22 protein-coding genes are annotated in these 19172 nt (G+C 56.9%); 6 read left to right on the forward strand and 16 right to left on the reverse strand.

Annotated elements, in window-relative coordinates:
* Window positions 1–89: 89 nt before the first annotated feature.
* Window positions 90–686, forward strand: a complete 597-nt coding sequence (locus FPZ49_RS18545) for a hypothetical protein (RefSeq protein ID WP_261381481.1) — start codon at window positions 90–92, stop codon at window positions 684–686.
* 21 nt (window positions 687–707) lie between these two features.
* On the opposite strand, the gene FPZ49_RS18550 is transcribed toward FPZ49_RS18545, so the two are convergent.
* From FPZ49_RS18550 to FPZ49_RS35800, 6 genes are all read right to left on the reverse strand, one after another.
* Window positions 708–1130, reverse strand: a complete 423-nt coding sequence (locus tag FPZ49_RS18550) for a hypothetical protein (protein WP_144849705.1) — start codon at window positions 1128–1130, stop codon at window positions 708–710.
* Window positions 1131–1417: 287 nt separating this feature from the next.
* The gene (locus tag FPZ49_RS18555; RefSeq protein WP_186445901.1) at window positions 1418–1624 is read right to left on the reverse strand and encodes a helix-turn-helix domain-containing protein; all 207 of its coding nucleotides are present in this window, start codon (window positions 1622–1624) and stop codon (window positions 1418–1420) included.
* Window positions 1625–1823: 199 nt separating this feature from the next.
* Window positions 1824–2315, reverse strand: coding sequence for a hypothetical protein (locus tag FPZ49_RS18560; protein ID WP_144849709.1), 492 nt, complete (start codon window positions 2313–2315; stop codon window positions 1824–1826).
* Between the two features lie 264 nt (window positions 2316–2579).
* Entirely contained in the window at window positions 2580–3851 is a 1272-nt protein-coding gene (locus tag FPZ49_RS37285; RefSeq protein WP_315899191.1) for an NUDIX hydrolase N-terminal domain-containing protein, read from the reverse strand.
* Window positions 3852–3894: 43 nt separating this feature from the next.
* Window positions 3895–4563 carry an HD domain-containing protein gene (locus tag FPZ49_RS18570; RefSeq protein ID WP_144849711.1) on the reverse strand — a complete coding sequence of 223 codons (669 nt, stop codon included), beginning with the start codon at window positions 4561–4563 and terminating at the stop codon, window positions 3895–3897.
* Between the two features lie 5 nt (window positions 4564–4568).
* The gene (locus FPZ49_RS35800) at window positions 4569–4943 is read right to left on the reverse strand and encodes a hypothetical protein (protein ID WP_186445902.1); all 375 of its coding nucleotides are present in this window, start codon (window positions 4941–4943) and stop codon (window positions 4569–4571) included.
* A 159-nt stretch (window positions 4944–5102) separates the two neighbouring features.
* On the opposite strand from FPZ49_RS35800, the gene FPZ49_RS18580 reads away from it, so the two are divergent.
* Window positions 5103–5711, forward strand: coding sequence for an HAD family hydrolase (locus tag FPZ49_RS18580; protein WP_144849713.1), 609 nt, complete (start codon window positions 5103–5105; stop codon window positions 5709–5711).
* A 55-nt stretch (window positions 5712–5766) separates the two neighbouring features.
* Here the strand turns inward: FPZ49_RS18580 and FPZ49_RS18585 are convergent, their stop codons facing one another.
* The 4 genes from FPZ49_RS18585 to FPZ49_RS18600 form a co-directional block, all read right to left on the reverse strand.
* The gene (locus FPZ49_RS18585) at window positions 5767–6777 is read right to left on the reverse strand and encodes a PfkB family carbohydrate kinase (RefSeq protein WP_144849715.1); all 1011 of its coding nucleotides are present in this window, start codon (window positions 6775–6777) and stop codon (window positions 5767–5769) included.
* Between the two features lie 27 nt (window positions 6778–6804).
* A complete protein-coding gene (locus tag FPZ49_RS18590; RefSeq protein WP_144849717.1) occupies window positions 6805–7437 on the reverse strand; it encodes a stalk domain-containing protein in 633 nt (210 codons plus the stop codon).
* A 258-nt stretch (window positions 7438–7695) separates the two neighbouring features.
* Window positions 7696–9060: a (Fe-S)-binding protein gene (locus FPZ49_RS18595; protein WP_144849796.1), complete on the reverse strand. Its 1365-nt coding sequence runs from the start codon at window positions 9058–9060 to the stop codon at window positions 7696–7698.
* Window position 9061: 1 nt separating this feature from the next.
* Window positions 9062–10528, reverse strand: a complete 1467-nt coding sequence (locus FPZ49_RS18600; protein ID WP_144849719.1) for an FAD-binding oxidoreductase — start codon at window positions 10526–10528, stop codon at window positions 9062–9064.
* A 188-nt stretch (window positions 10529–10716) separates the two neighbouring features.
* Here FPZ49_RS18600 and FPZ49_RS18605 point away from each other — a divergent pair, with 188 nt between their 5' ends.
* Window positions 10717–11394, forward strand: coding sequence for a FadR/GntR family transcriptional regulator (locus FPZ49_RS18605; RefSeq protein ID WP_144849721.1), 678 nt, complete (start codon window positions 10717–10719; stop codon window positions 11392–11394).
* A gap of 86 nt (window positions 11395–11480) precedes the next feature.
* Here the strand turns inward: FPZ49_RS18605 and FPZ49_RS18610 are convergent, their stop codons facing one another.
* Both FPZ49_RS18610 and FPZ49_RS18615 read right to left on the reverse strand, forming a co-directional pair.
* Window positions 11481–11798 carry a DUF2325 domain-containing protein gene (locus FPZ49_RS18610; protein WP_144849723.1) on the reverse strand — a complete coding sequence of 106 codons (318 nt, stop codon included), beginning with the start codon at window positions 11796–11798 and terminating at the stop codon, window positions 11481–11483.
* A 245-nt stretch (window positions 11799–12043) separates the two neighbouring features.
* Complete coding sequence (locus FPZ49_RS18615; RefSeq protein ID WP_144849725.1) at window positions 12044–12862, reverse strand: phytanoyl-CoA dioxygenase family protein; 819 nt, start codon at window positions 12860–12862, stop codon at window positions 12044–12046.
* 85 nt (window positions 12863–12947) lie between these two features.
* Here FPZ49_RS18615 and FPZ49_RS18620 point away from each other — a divergent pair, with 85 nt between their 5' ends.
* Window positions 12948–13799: a helix-turn-helix domain-containing protein gene (locus FPZ49_RS18620; protein ID WP_186445904.1), complete on the forward strand. Its 852-nt coding sequence runs from the start codon at window positions 12948–12950 to the stop codon at window positions 13797–13799.
* Window positions 13800–13858: 59 nt separating this feature from the next.
* Here FPZ49_RS18620 and FPZ49_RS36860 read toward each other — a convergent pair whose 3' ends face one another.
* The gene (locus tag FPZ49_RS36860) at window positions 13859–13957 is read right to left on the reverse strand and encodes a YjcZ family sporulation protein (RefSeq protein WP_261381483.1); all 99 of its coding nucleotides are present in this window, start codon (window positions 13955–13957) and stop codon (window positions 13859–13861) included.
* A gap of 183 nt (window positions 13958–14140) precedes the next feature.
* On the opposite strand from FPZ49_RS36860, the gene FPZ49_RS18625 reads away from it, so the two are divergent.
* Together FPZ49_RS18625 and FPZ49_RS35805 are read left to right on the forward strand one after the other, a co-directional pair.
* Window positions 14141–15328, forward strand: a complete 1188-nt coding sequence (locus tag FPZ49_RS18625; protein WP_144849729.1) for a MalY/PatB family protein — start codon at window positions 14141–14143, stop codon at window positions 15326–15328.
* Window positions 15329–15505: 177 nt separating this feature from the next.
* Window positions 15506–15664 carry a hypothetical protein gene (locus FPZ49_RS35805; RefSeq protein WP_186445905.1) on the forward strand — a complete coding sequence of 53 codons (159 nt, stop codon included), beginning with the start codon at window positions 15506–15508 and terminating at the stop codon, window positions 15662–15664.
* 184 nt (window positions 15665–15848) lie between these two features.
* Here the strand turns inward: FPZ49_RS35805 and FPZ49_RS18630 are convergent, their stop codons facing one another.
* Genes FPZ49_RS18630 through iolC form a run of 3 tightly spaced genes read right to left on the reverse strand, consistent with a single transcriptional unit; the run spans window position 15849 to window position 19163 of the window.
* Window positions 15849–17300, reverse strand: coding sequence for a CoA-acylating methylmalonate-semialdehyde dehydrogenase (locus tag FPZ49_RS18630; protein WP_144849731.1), 1452 nt, complete (start codon window positions 17298–17300; stop codon window positions 15849–15851).
* A gap of 12 nt (window positions 17301–17312) precedes the next feature.
* Window positions 17313–18143, reverse strand: coding sequence for a class II fructose-bisphosphate aldolase (locus FPZ49_RS18635; RefSeq protein ID WP_144849733.1), 831 nt, complete (start codon window positions 18141–18143; stop codon window positions 17313–17315).
* Between the two features lie 27 nt (window positions 18144–18170).
* Window positions 18171–19163 carry a 5-dehydro-2-deoxygluconokinase gene (gene iolC / locus FPZ49_RS18640; RefSeq protein ID WP_144849735.1) on the reverse strand — a complete coding sequence of 331 codons (993 nt, stop codon included), beginning with the start codon at window positions 19161–19163 and terminating at the stop codon, window positions 18171–18173.
* Window positions 19164–19172: the final 9 nt, after the last annotated feature.

The following is a 19172-nucleotide window of genomic DNA, read 5'->3' on the forward strand; positions in this document are numbered from 1 at the left end:
GTAAAATGAAATAGCTCGCCTGCATCCACACCTCTAGAGGCTTTATTACATATGCTGAAGTATCAGAACAAGCAAGGTAGGCGGTTCGCATGCTAACGCGGAATCAATGGTACAAGCTTCTCGTGCTGGTCTATTTGATTGGCTGGTTCGTCGGGTCGTTCTGGCTCATCGGAATGATCAAAAGCGGTACGGTCAAGTATTGGTGGGGCGTAGAGCTCTCTGTCGTGGAGGAATACGCTTATTACGCGCTGGCCGGAGCCATCGGGGGCACGCTGTATGCGCTGCGGCTGTTTCACGAATATTACGATAACATCACCGAACGGTGGGTCGTATGGTACCTCCTGCGCCCGATCAAATGCGCCGGGGTCGCCGTCGTCACGATTATCCTGTTTCACAGCGGTATTATGCTGCTGCAAACCGCCGACACCCCGGAGGCCAAAATGGGCATTGCCTTCCTCGTCGGCTTCGGCTACGGGAAGGTGCTCGACAAGCTGCGTGCCTTGACGGAGACGCTGTTTAACGGCAACGGGAAATATGGCGCAAACGGCACAAACGGCGGAACTGACGGCAATGGAGGGAATGGCGGGAACGGAGGCAATAATGGTAACGGCGGGAACGGGAGTAATGGAAGTAACGGCAGTCCGAGCGGAAATGGAAATCCTCCGGAAAAAGACGGGACGAATTAAGCGAATGCTGCGCTGAGCCGCTTAAAGGGACGGCGGCTCAGCGAACCACAGGTGCTTGTAGTCCACCCACCCCACGGAATTGATCGCGACTCCACGGAGTCCCGGTGGGAAGGATGCGGATTGACGCCAGCGATACCACAAAATGACGGCATATGACAGCAGCACCAAACGCTCCGCTTGTCGCAGCAGGGCTAGCCTATCGCTGCGCTGAGGCTGCGATGGTAGATCAGCCAGCAGACGCTTCAATGCCTCTTCTCGCTCAGGCGGCAGGCAGCGTCTAATTAAGCTGCTTGAGTTGGCTAGAAGCGTCAACAAAGTCCACTCCTCATCCTCCTCCACCGGCAGTTCCTGTAACAACAAATCCGCTTCCTCCCAGACGCGTCCATTCGCCATATGCTCGAAAGGGACAAGCCCGATTTCGAGCGTACTCCCCAGCTCCGCCATCCTTACTCGCAGCCTCTCTGCATCCCACTCATGCCCCCCTCCGAGGCTTCCGCCTCATGCAGCTGCCGGATGACCTCATACAGTAAATGGCGCAGCTGCGAATTACGCATGGGACCGGGCTTGCGGGTATTGAGCAGAACGTATTGGGCAACGGCTCAAGGGACAAGGGGATGCGGAAACGCAGGCGTTCGTGCGACAAAAAGGGTGATAGAGGAACCACGCGTTCCTTTATCACCCCTTATTTGTATTGATTCAACCTTAGCGAGAGCCCTAGCTTCCGCTAAACGTTACACCCGTTTCACCATCTCATGAATCGTGCTGAGCGGCAGACCCGTGTGTGCGCACAGCTCCATCACCGTGGCCTGGGGATGCTCCCGCAGGTAGCTTTTGACTCGATGCGATTGCTCGATTCGCCCCCGGAGACAGTCACTGCACAACACCTCGGCGCTCCCGAGCTGCAGTTTGCCGCAGCCTCTGCAATTGACCAAGCTCATCCCTGACCCTCCCTTGCCCGTTCCCAAGCTCATGTTGCTATACTGCTTCGAAACGGTGAGGTCGGTTCAGGGGGTAGCACGCAAGGCCGTTTGGATTATTTTTCTTCAGTGGCCGCTGGGGCTGCTCGAGGTGTCGGAGCCGGACGGCGCAGCATTTTCCCGCGGCACGAAAAAAGAGAGGGTTGCCCCTCTCTTTGCTTTAAGCAAGCGCCGGTTCTTGCTCTCTCACCTTCATTGTCGATAAATACGCAAGCTCTGGGATGGAGAAAAACTCAGCCAGCTTGCGCAGTCGGCTATATATCGTTCGCAAAAGGACCGAATCCATATCCGTAATCATGCTTTCATTGGCGATGAAATCCTGGTTGGACACTTTGATCAGATGATTGCTGTTTCGCAGATTGACGGAAGTCGGCCGATTTGGTTGATACCCGTGATGGATGTTGTAATTCGTTTGGTTCACGGCTTTTTGAAACAGCTCCGCGCAGCGTTTGGAAATGGAATACTTTCTGTGCGAGCCATAGCCGTCCGCGATCGTAAGCATACGATTATCGGCATCCAGCGAATCCTTCTTCAGATGCACCAGATCTTGAATCTCAAGGCCTTCCATAATTAAACGTATAATGACGGCATCCTGAGGATTAGTGCATTGGCTTTCGACGAATGTGAATTTTTCGAATAACATGTTCTTCACGTATACGGTAACATCCCTTCATGGTGGAATAATGTAGGAACCCCTAACCCTTGTTCATTCTACATGAAAATGGAAATTCGGTATACGGGTGAAAAATAAGAAGTTTTGTCGTATTTTCGCATACTTTTCGCGGATTTCGACGAAGGCCTTATGGGAAGCGCTTACCCTTGTTTTGGCTTGCCTGAGCGGTTTAAAAATGCAAAAACGTCCGGTGTCGGACGTTCTTCTCCAGCGTTACATTTGGCGTCTAATCCTACTCCATACCTAGTCCAAAAGGACTCCCTTGTCGAGATTTCGCAGGTACTCAAACATCAAGTGAAGCTGCTTCTCCGTATTGCGCTCCACCGATAAAGGAGGCAGATCATCTTCAGCGAAAAAGCCTACCTCGCTCGTTTCCACTCCGCCAAGCGCCGATCCTCCGACGATGCGGCATAATATGAACAGCTTGTACACGTGGTATGGACTGGGCGGGTGATCGTGAAATTTTTTGTCCAGGACGGCCAGCAGCTTCACTGCTTCCACTTCGAAGCCCGCTTCCTCCCGCACCTCCTTCACCGCGATCTCCGAAGGGGAGTACCCGATATCGGCCCAGCCGCCCGGCAGCGCCCAAGCGCCATCAGCCTTCTCCCTGACCAATAAAATGTGGTTGTTCTGGAATACAACTCCGCGAACATCCACCTTCGGTGTAGCGTAACCCGTCTCATTGGCAAACGCCATTCGGATGACGTCTTCGCCCGCCAGCGTATACTGCTCCATGATCTCCACGCTGATCTCGCGGAGTGCCTCGTACCGCTCCCGATCGTACACATCCTTTACGTACGTCAGTCCGGTCTGGGCAATCGCTTGCAGCTGCTTGGCCCAATCGAGCCACCGGTGCGGTGCCCCGTCCCCTTGCGCAAGTATAAGCTGCACGAACGATTCCACGTCCGTAAAAACGCGCTCCGGCGCCACTGCGAAAATGGAGCTTTGATGCGTCGGCAGCCAGTGTGCCCCAAAGGTCCGCACCTCGGCGGCTTGGCCTGCGGCAATATCGGCGCTGCTGTCCCCGATAAACACAGCTTCTTCCGGTCGGACACCCAGCTTCGCCAGTGCTCTAAGAAGGCCCTCCGGGTGCGGTTTAGGCGACACCACATCGTCTCCCGTCACCACCACATCAAAATAAGGGGACAGCTGCAGTGCCTCCGCGGAGATTTGGAACGCCTCTCGGCTTTTTCCGGTGATGATGCCCAGCTTCAAATTCGCTGCACGCAGCTCGTCCAGCATTTCGTGGATGGCCGGTACGGCGTGCACATGCTGGCTGTGCCCTTCCCCATACAACCGATAATACATTCGAATCGCTTCCTCGACCTGCTCCTGGTTGTTCAAATGTCCCCGAATGATCCCGTCTTCCGTCGGCCCGAACCTCGCCACCAGCTCCTCCGTCGACAGCTCCCTGCGGTCATACTGCCGGAACACCGACTGAAAGGCAAGAAAAGACAACGGCAGCGTATCGGCCAGTGTCCCATCAAAATCAAACAGCACCGCTTTGATCGTCACGTCTTTGGCCCTCCCCGATTTCATCCATGTCCGCGACTGTCTTTTACACGTCAGCCGCATCCTCCGCATCCCACTCCCGGTAAAACTGCTCCAAAAACAGCTCCATATAGCGATGTCGTTCCTCCGCAACCGCGCGGGCGGCGTTCGTGTTCATAAGATCCTTGAGCTTCAGCAGCTTCTCGTAAAAATGATTGATCGCCGTTCCCCCCTCGCTGCGGTACTGCTCGACGGTCATCTGCTCCCGAGGCGGCAGCTCCGGATTGTGCATGAGTCGGCCCTTCCAGCCTCCATAGGCAAAGGTGCGGCCAATACCGATCGCTCCGATCGCGTCCAAGCGGTCAGCGTCCTGCACCACTCGTCCCTCCAGCGTGCTCATCGGCTTCCCTTGTCCACCTGAAAAGGACATAGTCGAGATGATGTCCATAATATGCGTACGATCCTCTTGTGTCACCCGGGCTTGCTCCAGCCAAGTCTCCACCTTCTGAAGTCCCGCTTCCTTGCTGGGATTCAGCTTCTCGTCCGCAATATCATGCAGAAGTGCCGCCAGCTCGCACACGTACAGATCGGCCTCTTCCCCGGCGGCAAGCCGCTTCGCCATCTTCGTCACCCGTGCAATGTGCCACCAATCGTGGCCGCTGCTGTCGCGCTCCAGCTCTTTCCTAACCCATTGTCTCGCTTGCTCTAAAATGGCCTCTCGGCTCGTTTCGTTCATGTGGTTTAATCTCCTCCTCCGCCGCCGCCATCCCCGCCTCCGCTGTCGCCGCCCGAGCTTCCCCCGTCACTGCCGCCGCTGTGACCGCCCGAATCGGAATGGCTGTGCCCGTGATGCCCGCTGTCATTGGAATGATGATGATGGCCGTGATGATTGTGATGATGATGATGATGATGATGATGAGATCGCTCATGCGAGTCACCATCGCTGTTCCATAAAAATGTGGAGCCGTTATCCCCATGCGCATGTCTGTTTCCGGGCCGGGTATGCCGGGCATGCCGTGAAGACGAATCGCCCCTAATTACCCGTGTGATCGTACTAACAACGACGAGCACCACCACGATCATGACCATGACCATAAAAATCGTTGAAATTGGCATAGACTCCACTCCAATTATCTGGATATTTTTGGATGTCACAGCTGATTTTATTTTACTATGCTCCGGCTTGGGAAAGCAAAGAAAAACCGTAGCTGCTCCCTCATTCCCAGCCCATTTATGGTACGATAGGGAAATCCGACGAGAGGGAGGGACTTATTCATGTCATCCATTTCATCCAAGCCGCAGCTCGTTCTGGATATCGGCGGCGTATTACTCACGAACTTCTCCCCCCGCTTCTGGCAGCAGGCGGCCGCTCAAGCCGAACTTGCGCCGGAAGCCCTGCAATTGCGGTATAAACAAGAGGTGCGGGACAAGCTCTGGCCGGGATCGATGCCGGAGGCCGATTTTTGGCGCTGGCTGGGCGAGCAGGCCCCTGCGATGGGAGAAGCCCTCGCTCGCCGGCTGCTGCAGGACAACCTCAAGCCACTGCCCGCGCTGGACCTTCTTGCCGGCTGGAGCCAGGTCGCAGATATTCATCTGCTCAGCAACCACCTTTCAGCGTGGGTCGCTCCAGGGCTTGCTTCGGTTCAAGCGTATTTGCGCAGCATCACCCTTTCGAGTCAAGTCGGCTGCTGCAAGCCGCACCCGGGCATTTTCGAGGCGGCGGCCGCCCAGCTGCAAGGGAACGGGAATGGGGTCATCCTGTTTGTCGACGATCAGGAGAAAAATCTCCAGCAGGCCGCCCGGCTCGGCTGGGACACCCTGCTCGCAGACCCGCAAGGGGAATGGACCGATCAGGTCATCTCCCGTTTAGAAGGTTCATCGTAATTAAAACAAGCTCAAGCGAATTGGATAATCCATCGCTTGAGCTTGTTTGTTTGGTTTAAGCTTCACCGCCGAAGGCTTCCACTTCGGCGAGGGTCGGCAGCGCGGGAATCGCGCCCCGCCGGGTCGTGGTGATCGCCCCGACCCGATTGGCGAAGGCGAACAGCCCGCGCACGGTTGCTTCATCGGCGAGGCACTCGGCGAGCCGAGTCGGGGTGATGCCGCGCTGCACGAGCCCATGCAGCATCGCACCTACGAAGCTGTCGCCCGCACCCGTCGTGTCCACAGCCTGTACCGGCACTCCCGATACAGTGATGGACACGACCTCGCCGGCACGGCTCGACGTCACGACGCGGCAGCCCTCGCTGCCCAGCGTGACGACGAGCGCCTGCGTGCCGCGCGCCAGCAGACGCCGCTCCGCCTCGGCGGCGTCGTCGGTTTCGGCGAGGAAGCGCAGCTCCTCCTCGCCCACCTTCACCACATCGGCCGCCCCGATGTGGGCCAGGGCTTCCCGACGCATGGTGTCCGCGTCGGGCCAAAGCGCCGGCCGCAGGTTGGGGTCATAGGACACGAGGCCTCCGGCCTCCCGTGTCCTGCGGGCCCCTTCCAGCGTGGCCGAACGGCTCGGCTCGGCGATCAGCGACACCGAGCCAAAGTGATACACCGCCGCGTCTGCGAACCACGCGGCGTCGAGCTCCTGCGCCTCCAGCAGCATGTCCGCCGCCGGCGCGCGGTAAAACAAAAAGTCCCGCTCGCCATCCTCGCGGAGCGAAACAAAGGCCAGGCCCGTCTGCGCCGTGTCCGTCACGGCAAGCCGAGCCTCCACCCCCGCGGCCTCCAGCGTGCCGCGCAAAAACTGCCCGAACGCGTCGCGTCCGACCTTCCCGATGAACCGGGAAGCGCCGCCCAGCTTCGCGACCGCAGCCGCCACATTGGCCGGCGCGCCGCCCGCCGCCTTCCGAAAGGCCGCGACGTCGCTCAGCGGCTGCCCGCTGACCTCCGGCACAAAATCAATCAACAGCTCGCCCAAACAGACGATGTACCGTTTTGCTTGCGATATCGATGTCATACGAAGCACACTCCCAGATAGAATCCCTTACTCATATTTCGCCCCGGCAGTCGAGCCGTCCGGATAGACGATGTACGTATAAATACTGCGCGAACCGTCCGCGCCTTTCTTCACATACCAGAGATCATACCGGTCCACCAGACCGCCGGGCGACCATTTGATGAAGAGCTGGGCGTCGAGGTCCCCTTTGTCCAGCCCGGTCGTATCGGCCGTCAAGCCGCCCGATTGATAGCCGGCTTTCGCACCCAAATCGTAGCGCCACACCTGCTGCCGTGAGCTGTCCAGATAGGTGAGCGATGTCGGATCGCCGAGCACCTTCCTGACGTCCTTCCCCTCCATGCCCCGCTCCAGCCGGTACATCACGGCCCACACCTTGCGCTCCGCATCGCTCCCCGTCTTAGGCTCGGAGACGACGGTGATCGTGTTCGTGTCCTTATCGAAGGCGGCTCCCGCCCCCAGATTGTCGGCCATGAACCGGACCGGCACATACGTGTGCCCATCATAATTTAACACGGCAAACCGCGAGCCATACTCCTTGCTTTCTCCATTGAACTGAAATTTAACCGGAAACAACAGCGCTTTAATGTCATCCGCTGCATAGATCGTGGTCGTCGCTGTCAAAGCTGCACCGCAGATCAGACCTAACATAAATTTCTTCATGAAGTCCCTTCTCCTCACCCTTAGGTTCGATATGTCGATGGTCGGGTACTTCTATTATACAAGGGTTTGTCCGCTTGGGTCTAAAAAACTTCATGCCGTGAATGATTTTATGCCTTAAATTTGGAAATTTCACTCCGTCGGCCGTCGGCCCACGGATACGCCCAGCGTTCACGCGGTGTCGCGAATGCCGGCCGGAGCGCGATAAACCAAACGGGGAGATAAAGGAACACATCGTTCCTCTATCCCCCCGCTCTATTTTTACCGCTCCACCGCTTCCGCGAGGAAATCGACCAGATGCATCGCTTCCATCTCGCCACTCTTGCCGTGACGGTGCACGCCCCACTTCATCTGCAGCAGACAGCCCGGATTCGCGGTCAGAATCACCTGCGCCCGCGTTTTCTCCACGTGCTCCATCTTATGATCGAGCACATCGGTCGACATCTCCGGCTGCGTCAGGTTGTAGATGCCCGCCGAGCCGCAGCAGCGGTCTGCGCCTTGCAGCTCCTGCAGCTTCACGCCAGGCATTTGCGCAATCAGCTGACGCGGCGGCGAGGACACGCGCATCACGTTGCGCAGATGGCACGAGTCCTGGTACGTCGCCGTGACGTGCGCAGCGCCGCTGTCTTGGCGCAGTGGCAGCGGCCGTCCCTCGATGAGGAGTTCCGACACGTCGCGCACTTGGGCGGCGAATGCCACCGCCGCCGGTTCGCCATGAAGGAGGTGGTCCACCTCCTTCAAGCTGGCGCCGCAACCGCCGGCATTGCTCACGACGAAGTCGACGTGTGCGCCTGCGAAGGCTGCGATGTTTTGCTCCGCGAGTCGGCGGGCCGAGCCCGTCTCGCCGGCGTGCGCGTGCAAGGCTCCGCAGCAGGTCTGGGAGGTCGGAATGACGACCTCGTAGCCCGCCAAGCGGAGCAGCTTCACCGTGTTCACGTTCGTTTCCGTGAACAGTACATCCATGATGCAGCCGCGGAAGAGGCCGGCCCGGCCGAGGCTCTCGCCGACGGCCGGGATGACCAGCACCGGCTGCCCCGTGCCTTCTGCCTGCTCCCAGCGCGCAGGCAAACCATGCTTCTCCCAGCGGCGGATGACGCCGTCGCCCGACGCCTCGGGGAGAATCGCTTCCATCTCCCGCATATGCTGCGGGAACAGCTTCATCACGCCCACCGCGTGCGCCAGCTTCTGCAGGCCACCCGCCTGGTACGCCTTGAGCAGGCTGCCCACCAGACGCATCCGGCCGTGGTTCGGAAACAGCTGCTCCATGAACAGACGGCGAATCCGCTTCACCGGCCACGAATATTCGGCCACCGAGGCGATCGATTCGCGGGTCTGCTCAATCAGCTGGCCGTACTTCACGTCCGAAGGACAGGCCGGCTCACAGGCGCGGCAGCCGAGGCAGAGATCCATCTGCGATTGAAATAGCGCATCCGGCTCCATTTTGCCATCGTAGACCGCCTTCATGAGCGCAATTCTTCCGCGCGGCGAAGCCGCCTCCAGCCCTGTCTCCTGGAACGTCGGACAGGCCGTCTGGCAAAAGCCGCAGCGCATACAGTTCGTCAGCTGATCGGTATCAAGATTCAGCTTCAAGTGCTCCGCCAGCTGTTTAGGATTCGCTACCGCCATGCTACACGCCCTCCTTCTCGCCAGCCGCCGCAGAAGCTTCGGCCGCGCCAGCTTCTTCCGGCTGCTTGAATACGATCCGTTTCTTTGTCTCCGCAAACAGCTTGCCTGGATTCAGCAGCCCATCCGGATCGAACGCAGCTTTAAGCCGCTTCATAATGTCGATGCCCGTAGCACCGACCTTCCACTCCAGATAAGGCGCCTTCACATGCCCAACGCCGTGCTCACCGGTAATCGTCCCGCCGAGCTTGATCGCTGCATCAAAAATGTCCGCAAACGCCTGCTCCACGCGATGAATTTCTTCCTCGTCCCGGGCGTCGGTCATCGCCGTCGGGTGCAGGTTGCCGTCGCCGGCATGCCCAAACGTACAAATCTGCACGTTATACTTGGCCGCAATGCGCTGCACCTCCAGCACCATGTCCGCCAGCTTCGACCGCGGCACCGTGGCGTCCTCGAGAATCGTCGTCGGCCGCAGACGGGACAGCGCCGCCAGCGCGTTCCGCCGCGCTTCCATCACCTTCGCGCCTTCCTCCGGCGTGGCCGCCACCTTCACCTGAATCGCGCCAGCCTGCAGGCACACCTGCTCGATCAGCTTCAAATCCTTCTCAACCTGCGCCTCATCCCCGTCCTGCTCAATCGCGAGAATCGCTTCCGCCTCGACCGGCAGCCCGATTTTTGCGAAGGCTTCTACAACCTTGATGGTCGCTTGATCCATAAACTCGAGCGTACAGGGCGTAATCCGGTTCGCAATAATTTGCGATACCGCTCGAGCCGACGCAGGCAGGTCGCTGAAAATCGCCAGCATCGCGCGACGGTACGCCGGCTTCGGCACCAGCTTCACCGTCGCTTCGGTCATCACAGCGAGCGTCCCGCCGGAGCCCACGAGCAGACGAGTCAGATCATAGCCGGCCACATCCTTCACCAGCTTGCCCCCGGTGCGAATAATGTCCCCGTTCGCCAGCACCGCTTCCAGGCCGATTACGTAATCCTTGGTCGTGCCGTACTTCAGTCCGCGCAGTCCGCCCGCACCCAGCGCAATATTGCCGCCCATCGTGCAAATGATCATGCTGCTCGGATCCGGAGGGTAGAACAGCCCGGTATCCTCCACCGCCATATGAAACTGCTTCGTGTTCAGCCCCGTCTGGAACGTGGCCGTCAAATTGTCCTGATCAATCTCGATCAGGCGATTCATCCGCGTCATCACGAGCACGATCCCGCCATGCAGCGGCACGACGCCAGCGCACAGATTACTGCCCGCTCCCCGAGTGACAACGGGAATTTTGTGCTTGGCGCAAACCTTCATAATCGCCGATACTTCTTCTGTTGACGAAGGAAAAATAACCCCGTCCGGCATCGATTGATACAGCGGCGTGGCATCATAGCTGTAGGATACTAAAGATTCGGTATCGTCACGGAACCATTTGGCTCCAACAATGGCAATCAGTTCTTCGCGTATGGATGGTGATAACAAGCGAAACGCCTCCCTCTTGGTAATCAGGTCATCTGATGACTTTATTATAGCATAGCCCCATTTTTAGCGTCTACCAATTAAAAGGCTTCCATCCGCCCGATTCTCCTGACTCACTGGCTTTCCCTGCCAAACATGGTACAATAGCCGTACCATTACAAAGGCAAAGGCTTGGGATTGGAGACCCGCTCATGATTCGAAAAGCATACGAAGTGATCGCCGACACGCTGCGCGATCAAATCATCCAAGGCGAATGGGCGGTGGGCTCGCGGCTGCCGTCCGTCGAACAGCTGGCTGTTCTGCACGGCGTGGGCCGATCTACGATCCGCGAAGCGCTGATGTCCTTGAAAGCGCACGGCTGGGTGGATGTCAAGCATGGGGGAGGCACGTTCGTGCTCAAGAAGCACGACACGCTGCATATCGCGGCGCCGGAGATCGGCAATGTGCAGCAGCTGAAGCAGTGGCTTGAGCTGCGGTATATTCTGGAGACGGAGAGTGCGGCAATGGCCGCGGTACGAAAGTCGGAGGAGCAGCTGCAAGTCATGAAGGGGATTTTGGAAATGACCGCCGAGCACGAGGAAGAAGCGTTGGAAGCAAGCGATGTCCGGTTTCACCTGGCCGTGGCGAACGCCTCCGGAAATGCGCTGCTGGAGCGGATGCTGGAATCGCTGTTTCTGACGATGGGCCCTGCGATCCGGGAGAGCCGCCGCTTATGGCTGTTCGCGGAGCAGAGCGAAGCCGCCCGCTTGTCCGAGGAGCACTTGGCGATTGTGGAGGCGATCAGCGTAGGCGATGCTGCGCTGGCAAAGACCCGCATGGCCGCCCATCTTCGCAAGGTAGAGCAGGTACTGGACAAGCTCCAGCTATAGGAGGGAAAGGCTGGATGAAGTCGGCCCAACAAGATTAGTTGCAACGATTACATCAGGCTCAGCGATGTCAATTGTCAACCATTAATTTACTGGATGCCGCCCCTCTTCAGCCATTCGCACTCGTCCGCACAAGAGCAGAGCGCCTTTTTCACCGAGCACCAGGAGCGTTTAGCATAGAAGATCGGTACCTCCTGCTCCTTGGCCTGCTGCTTGATTACCTTGGTCAAATTATGGTTCACAAAATCCGTGAGCACCAGCACGGCGTCGACTTTGTCGGGAATCCCCTTCTTCGTCATCTGACATTTCCGCCCGGATAAATGGACGACATCATCAAACCCGAGATCCGCCAAATGGTCCGGGATATTCCCCAAATGATCTGCACCAACGATCAACAGCGACGCCATTGCTTCAACACCTCTTCACCAAAATGGATTATGTATAACGATAATGATTCTCAACTAATTAAATGATAATGGTTATCATTATCAAAGTCAACTGTTTCCTCCTGCTTCATTATTTTTCCAAAAACCTAATCACAATCCGCCCCCGTTCAACGCTTTTCCAACGCGAAAAACCCTATGATCCGAGGCTTGCTTCCTCACAACCATAGGGCTTTCTTTTACATCACCTGAATCACTTCGGCACTCCTTTAATGAATCCCCACCGCGTACTCCGTCCCGCAAGGCCCGCCATCGTGATTGTCCTCCATCCCCTGCACCACAGCACCGTCGGCATGATACATCGGCTTGTAATGACCTGAGATCTTCGTCGCCGATGCGTTCGCATAGTGACAAATAAATGCGCGTCGGAATCGGTCCGCCGACGTGTTCGGATACGAGCCGTGAATAGCACTTCCGTTAAAGAACAGCACATCGCCCGCTTCCATGATCACAGGTACTGCCTGCAGACCTTCTGGGACATCGACCTCTTCGCGTGTAAAGGATACCGCCGGATCGGCACGGTGCGGGCACTGAATGTCCAGCATATTGGATTTCGGCACCACGAACAGGCCGCCGTTCTCCTCATCGGCCCCATCCACCGCCGTCCAAGCGGCAATACACGTCCCCGGCTCCACCTTCAGATAAAAGTTGTCCTGATGCAGCGCCTGTCCTTTGGCACCCGGCGGCTTGAAGTAGAACATGCTCTGCGCCGCCAGCGGCTCCTCCCCATACAGATCGGCCAAGATGTTCATCACACGCGGATCAATCATATACTGCATGGACAAGTCATCAAACCGGTGCGGATGCATGATGCGCGGATACTGCTTCAGAATGTCTCCATTCGCTTCTTCCGCTGTCAGGGGATGAAAGTATCCTTTGATCGGTCCAGCCGCATGCATCTGCATAAAATGATTCCGCAGCTGCTCCACTTCCTCCTTGAACAACCCTTTCGCCACATAAAATCCTTCTTCACGAAACTGCTGTATTTCTTCCTTCGTCAGTACGCCGCCCAGCGGTCTAGTAATCATTCCCGTTCCTCCTCGATTCCTCTTGATATAGCTGATCTCTTGCCCTTATTATAAAATGAAACTATAGCGAGGGGGAATGAATAGAGTGGCTGAAAACCATAACAATCCTGCTTCCAATCCGGTGTATTCTTCACCTGGCATTTTGGTCGCCGGCCATTTCAACGAGCCCTTCGGATACGCCACGGTTCGGCCCAGGGGCACCCGAGACTGGCTGCTGACCTTTACGATTTCCGGGCAGGGCGAGTACCGCTTGGACGGCCGCACGATCACGTGCCGCGAGGGGGATGTCATTGTACTTCCGCCGGGAACCCCGCATCATTATTACACCCCCGAGGGGTATCGCTGGGAGTTTTACTGGGTCCATTTCATTCCGGAGCCGGAGTGGTCCGACCTGCTGCGAACACCTTCCGGCAGTGAGTCTACGCACCCTCTGCTGCAATTTCAGGTCGAGCACAAATTAACCTTTGAGCGCATCTTAACCGCTTTTCAGCGGCTGCTTCAATACAGCTTGGATAAGGCATCGGACTACTTCCAGCGCCGTCTGACGCTGGGCGCGATGGAAGAAATCCTCTTGCTCCTTGCCCGCATGAGCCAGCAGCCTGTCCATATGGACCCCCGGATCGAGGAGGTTTTGCAGTATTTGAGCTCACATTTGAAAGAGACGCACACCATCGAGTCCCTCGCCCGACGCGTGCTGCTATCGCCCTCCCGCCTGTCACATTTGTTTCGCGAGCAGACCGGCGATGCCGTAATGGATACGCTGCTTCAGCTTCGTTTGCGCCATGCCGCACGGCTGCTGGAGCATACGACGCTGCTCGTGGCGGAAGTGGCGGAGGAGGTCGGGTTCCGCAGCCCGTTTTATTTTACCAAGCAATTCACCGCCGCCTTCGGAGACAACCCGACCACCTACCGCTCGAAGCGCGAGCCGAGCAAATGAATTTGAAATGAAAAAACGGCCGTCCGTATCGGACAGCCGTTCCTTCCAGCCTTGACATCTTAGATGCAGAAAAAGCCTGCGCAAAGTACAATCACCAAGAGGATATACAGTACCAAAATTACACCAGTCGAGGTAAAACCGCCTCCATAGCCGCCCATTTCATTCACTCCCTCTTTAATATTAAGCAGTGGCTGCTGTCCTCCGCTTCTGTAACAGTATATGACCGAGACGAAGTACGGTATGGACATCTGACCAGAAGGGCGAAATTTTTCGGCGGAATCGTCCTTTTCGACAAAACATGGTACAATAATAAGAATACGCAATTTGATGAGGTGATGAGGGTGACACATAATTTTGACCGCGAAATCAATCGGCGGAATACGAATTCTTACAAGTGGGACCAATCCGAGAAGCTGTTCGGCAGCAGTGACATTGTACCTTTGTGGGTCGCAGATATGGACTTTGAAGGTCCGCCCGCCGTCAAGGCGGCGCTGGAAAAACGCGCTTCCCTAGGAGTTTACGGTTATACGATTAAATCCGAGGATTATTATAAGGCGATTACCAGCTGGTTCCAGCGGCGCCACCACTGGACGATCCAACCGGAGTGGATTTCCGATTCCCCGGGCATCGTCACCTCGCTGAGCTTAGCGGTGGATTTGTTCAGCGAGCCGGGCAGCCAGGTCATTTTGCAATCGCCGGTGTATTATCCGTTCTACGATGTGATCAAGGATAACGGCCGCGTCGTCGCGAAAAATCCGCTGCTGCTGCAGAACGGACGCTACGAGATGGACTATGCTCATCTAGAGGAGCTCATGCAAGGCGGGGCGAAGCTGCTGCTGCTGTGCAACCCGCACAATCCGGGCGGTCGCGTCTGGACGCGTGAGGATCTGGAGCGCCTTGGCGAGCTGATCTTGAAGCACGGCGTAACGGTCATTTCCGATGAGATTCATTGCGATATGACGTTCGAAGGTCATCCTTATACGCCATTCGCCTCGTTATCTAAGGAGATTGCGAACCTGACGGTAACGCTGCTTGCTCCAAGCAAAACGTTCAACATGCCAAGCCTTCACGCTTCGTTTGCCGTCAGCTCGAACCCTGAGTTCAAGCGGACGTTCGATAAGCGCCTCAAAACGCTGTCCCTGCACATGACGAACTTCTTCGTTCCGTGCGCGGTGGAAGCGGCCTTTAACGAAGGCGACGCATGGCTGGACGAGCTGATTCCGTACATTTACGGGAATATGGAGTATGCCAGCAATTACTTAAGCGAGCATTTGCCGGAAGTGAAGCCGATGCGTCCGGAAGGAACGTACCTGCTGTGGATCGACTGCCGCGGTCTAGGCCTCGATGTGAAACAGCTCAAGGCGCTCATGTTCGAGCAAGCGAAGGTCGCCTTCAGCGAAGGCTCGGTGTTCGGTACGGAGGCGCAGGGTTACCTGCGGATCAACCTCGCCTGCACGCGAAGGACGCTACAGGACGCGCTGGAGAAGTTTTGCCGGGCGGCAGCGGCCGTTCGTCAGGGACAAGTGTAAGTAATTAACGTTATGGAGGGATTCGCTCAATTGAGGAGCGGGTCCCTTTTTTTTATTTGGCTAATGATTCATAGAATGAACGTTTAGGAATGATTACTTCTAATCTGTGGAACGATAGTGTCCGTAAGGCTGCGATCTGAAGTGAAGTGACGAAGCAAAATCGAGAGGGTAATGTACATGCCGACAAAGTCAAATCCCGTATCCCAAAACCAACCGCCGCCGGACGCCCAGTCCTTCAGCGAATCCGACGAGTTCGAGCATGAACGCAATGAGGTAGCGGAAGCGCAAAAGCAAATGGCGTCACAGGAAACCACTGGCGTTTTGGATCAATCATAAGGAGGAGCACAAAATGGCCGAGCACATCAAACCGAATGGATCTCAAGAGGCGGCGCCGCCGTCGGATGATCCGAAGAAGCAGGGCCGATCCGCTGCAAAGAAGAAGTCGAAGTAATAAAAACAGCCTGCACCGACGAATTTTCATTCGTTGGTGCAGGCTGTTTTTATGTTATGCAGTAACGGCTTAGTAGCGCGCTACCATCATTTTTTTGCGGGTGTAGAACTCTACGCCGTCTTTGCCGTTGGCATGCAGATCGCCGTAGAACGACTTCTTGTAGCCGGAGAACGGGAAGAACGCCATCGGTGCCGGTACGCCGACGTTAATTCCGAGCATCCCCGCATCGATATTTTCGCGGTAGTGGCGAATCGCCTTCGCACTGTCCGTGAACAAAACGCCGCCGTTGGCAAACTCGGAGCGGTTGGCGATTTCGATCGCTTCGTCGAGCGTTTCTACGCGAACGACCGACAGAACCGGTGCGAAAATTTCGTCCTTCCAAATTTTCATGCCCTCTTTTACGTTATCGAAGATCGTCGGGCCGACAAAGTATCCGCAGCCGCCCGCCGCTTCTACTTGGCGTCCGTCCAGCAGCAGCTGCGCGCCTTCCTGCTCGCCCGCTTCGATGTAGCTAAGCGTACGTGCTTTGGCCGAATCCCGGATCACTGGACCCAAGAATACGCCCTCGTCCAAGCCGTTGCCGATCGAGATGGCTTTCGCCGCCTCCGTGAGGCGTGCAACCAGCTCGTCAGCCACGTTGCCGACGGCCACGACAACGGAGGTCGCCATACAGCGCTCGCCTGCGGAGCCGAAGGACGCGTTGATGATTTCTTTGACCGCGAGATCAAGGTTCGCATCCGGCATGACGATGGAATGGTTCTTCGCGCCAGCCAGCGCTTGTACCCGTTTGCCATGAGCTGCTGCGGTTTTGTAAACGTACTCCGCCACCGGCTGGGAGCCAACGAAGGAGATAGCAGCTACATCCGGGCTTTCGAGCAAGCCGTTCACCACGTCATGCGCGCCATGGACGATGTTCAGTACGCCAGCCGGCAAGCCGGCTTCGGTGAACAGCTCCGCCAGACGGCAAGCCAGCACCGGTGTACGCTCAGACGGCTTGAGCACGAACGTGTTGCCGCAAGCGATCGCCAGCGGGTACATCCAGCACGGCACCATCATCGGGAAGTTGAACGGCGTAATGCCGCCAACCACGCCGACCGGATAGCGGTGGAAGTTCGATTCGATGCCTGTCGCGATGTCCGGCAGCGTGCTGCCCATCATCAACGTTGGTGCACCTGCGGCGAACTCTACGCACTCGATCCCGCGCTGTACTTCACCGTACGCTTCGCCGAGGCTTTTGCCGTTTTCTTGCGTGACCAGCTTCGCCAGCTCGTCCCAATGCTCCACCAGCAGCTGCTGGTATTTGAACAAAATTCTAGCTCGGCGAGGTACCGCCACTTGCTTCCACTGCGCGAAAGCCGCTTTCGCTGCTGCCACCGCGTTGTTTACGTCTTCCTTCGAGGAGAGCGGCACGATGGCCAGCGTTTCCCCTGTTGCAGGGTTGGGAACCGCTTCGGTACGACCGGAGGTCGCTTCTACCCATTCTCCCCCGATATAGTTTCTCAAGGTTTGTGGACCCGTCATGTTTATCGCTCCTTAGAAGCCTAGAATGGAAAACTTATTTTTCGCCGTTTCGAATACCGCCTGCATCGGCGCTTGGAATAGCGCAATGCGGTCGAATTCCTTCGGTTTGCTCTCGATTTCCGCACGCAGCGAGGCGCCAAACGCCATCCGCAGCGCGGTTCCGATGTTGATTTTCGCTACGCGATACGTGGTCAGCTTGCGCAGCTGATCATCCGGCACGCCGCTGGAGCCGTGGATGACAAGCGGAATGCTGACACGGTCTTGAATGCGCTGCAGCAGGTCAAAGTCGATGCTCGCCGCCTGCTCCTCCATCCGGTGCACGGTGCCTACCGAGATGGCCACCGCGTCAATGCCCGTTTCACGGACGAAGATCTCCACTTCCTCCGGATCGGACAGCATGTGCTTCATCTGGATCGATGGATCGCTGTAGCCGACCGAGCCGATTTCGGCTTCGATGGAAACGCCATGCTTGTGCGCATAATCGGCGATTTCCTTCGTGCGGCGAATGTTCTCTTCCAGCGGCAGCTGGGAGCCGTCGTACATGACGGAGCTGAAGCCGTGCTCGATCGCTTCGATGCAGGACTCCAGGTTTTTTCCGTGATCCAAATGAACGCAGACCGGTACGGACGCTTGCTTCGCAGCTTGCACCATCAGCGGCGCCAGGAACGGAGTCGGCATGTGCTTGACCGCCACTAGGTTAGCAGCCAGAATGACCGGCGCTTTCATCGCTTCCGCAGCCTGCACCACCGGGAGAATGTCTTCGTAACCGAATATGTTGAAGGCCGGCACCGCGTAATGCTTATCTGCCGCTTGATCGGCCATTTCCTTTAACGTGACTAGCATAGTTTCCCTCTCCCTTACAATCCTAGTCTATTTGTAGCTATCGATGTGCTCTTGAATTTGCTCTGCCGTCGGCATCGCATCCGAGCAGCTGTGGCTCTGCACGACGATCGATGCGGAGGCCGCGCCAAACTCTTGGCAGCGATCAATATTCCAGCCCTGCATCATGCCGTAAATAAACGCACCTGCGAACGAATCGCCCGCTCCGAACGTTTTTACCACATTTCTCGCTGGGAAGATCTTGCCTTTGAAGCTTTGTCCATCCTTGGTAAAAGCAATCGAACCATCGCCGCCGTGCTTCACGAGCACGATCTTCGCTTGATGCGCGAGCCAGCGGTCCGCCGTTTTGCGATCATCCTTCTCCAGAGGACCGAAAGGAGCCTCGAGCAGGTCGAATTCTTCGCGGCCGCCGAGAATGACATCGCTTTTCTCAGCGATCAGGCTGCAGTAGATGCCGACTTCGTCTTTCGATGTCCAAGTCCATGGACGATAGTCGATGTCGAAGAACACGACGACCTTGTGCTTGCGCGCCAGCTCGACCGCTTTGAACACCGCTTCACGGGATGGGCTCTTGGCCAGCGCCGTACCGGAGATCATGATCGCCTTCGCATTGCGGATGTACTCCTCGCTCACGTCACCCGTCTCCAGCTTCAGGTCCGCCACGTTGTCGCGGTACATTAGAATACTGCAATCTGTCGGCGACTTGATTTCGGTAAACGCCAGACCCGTTACGCTGCCCGACTTGTCCGTAATGACGCTGGACGTATCGATACCTTTTTCTGTGAGGTAATGCGTGATAAAACGGCCGTGCTGGTCGTCGGACACGCGTCCGATGAAGCCAGCTTTCAAACCGAGCTGGGCGATCGCAATCGTGATGTTAGCCGGGGAGCCCCCGACATATTTGGTGAACGTCCGGGTTTCTTCCATGGGACGGTGAATTTCATTCGCGTTCAAATCAATGCACAGACGGCCCAAGCCGATAAAATCCATAGGGCGGTCCTGCTCAAAGGTAATCAAGCTCATAGGTTCGAA

Origin of the sequence: Paenibacillus cremeus (assembly GCF_007786445.1) — a bacterium.
In the GTDB taxonomy this organism is placed as follows: Bacteria; Bacillota; Bacilli; order Paenibacillales; family NBRC-103111; genus Paenibacillus_G; species Paenibacillus_G cremeus.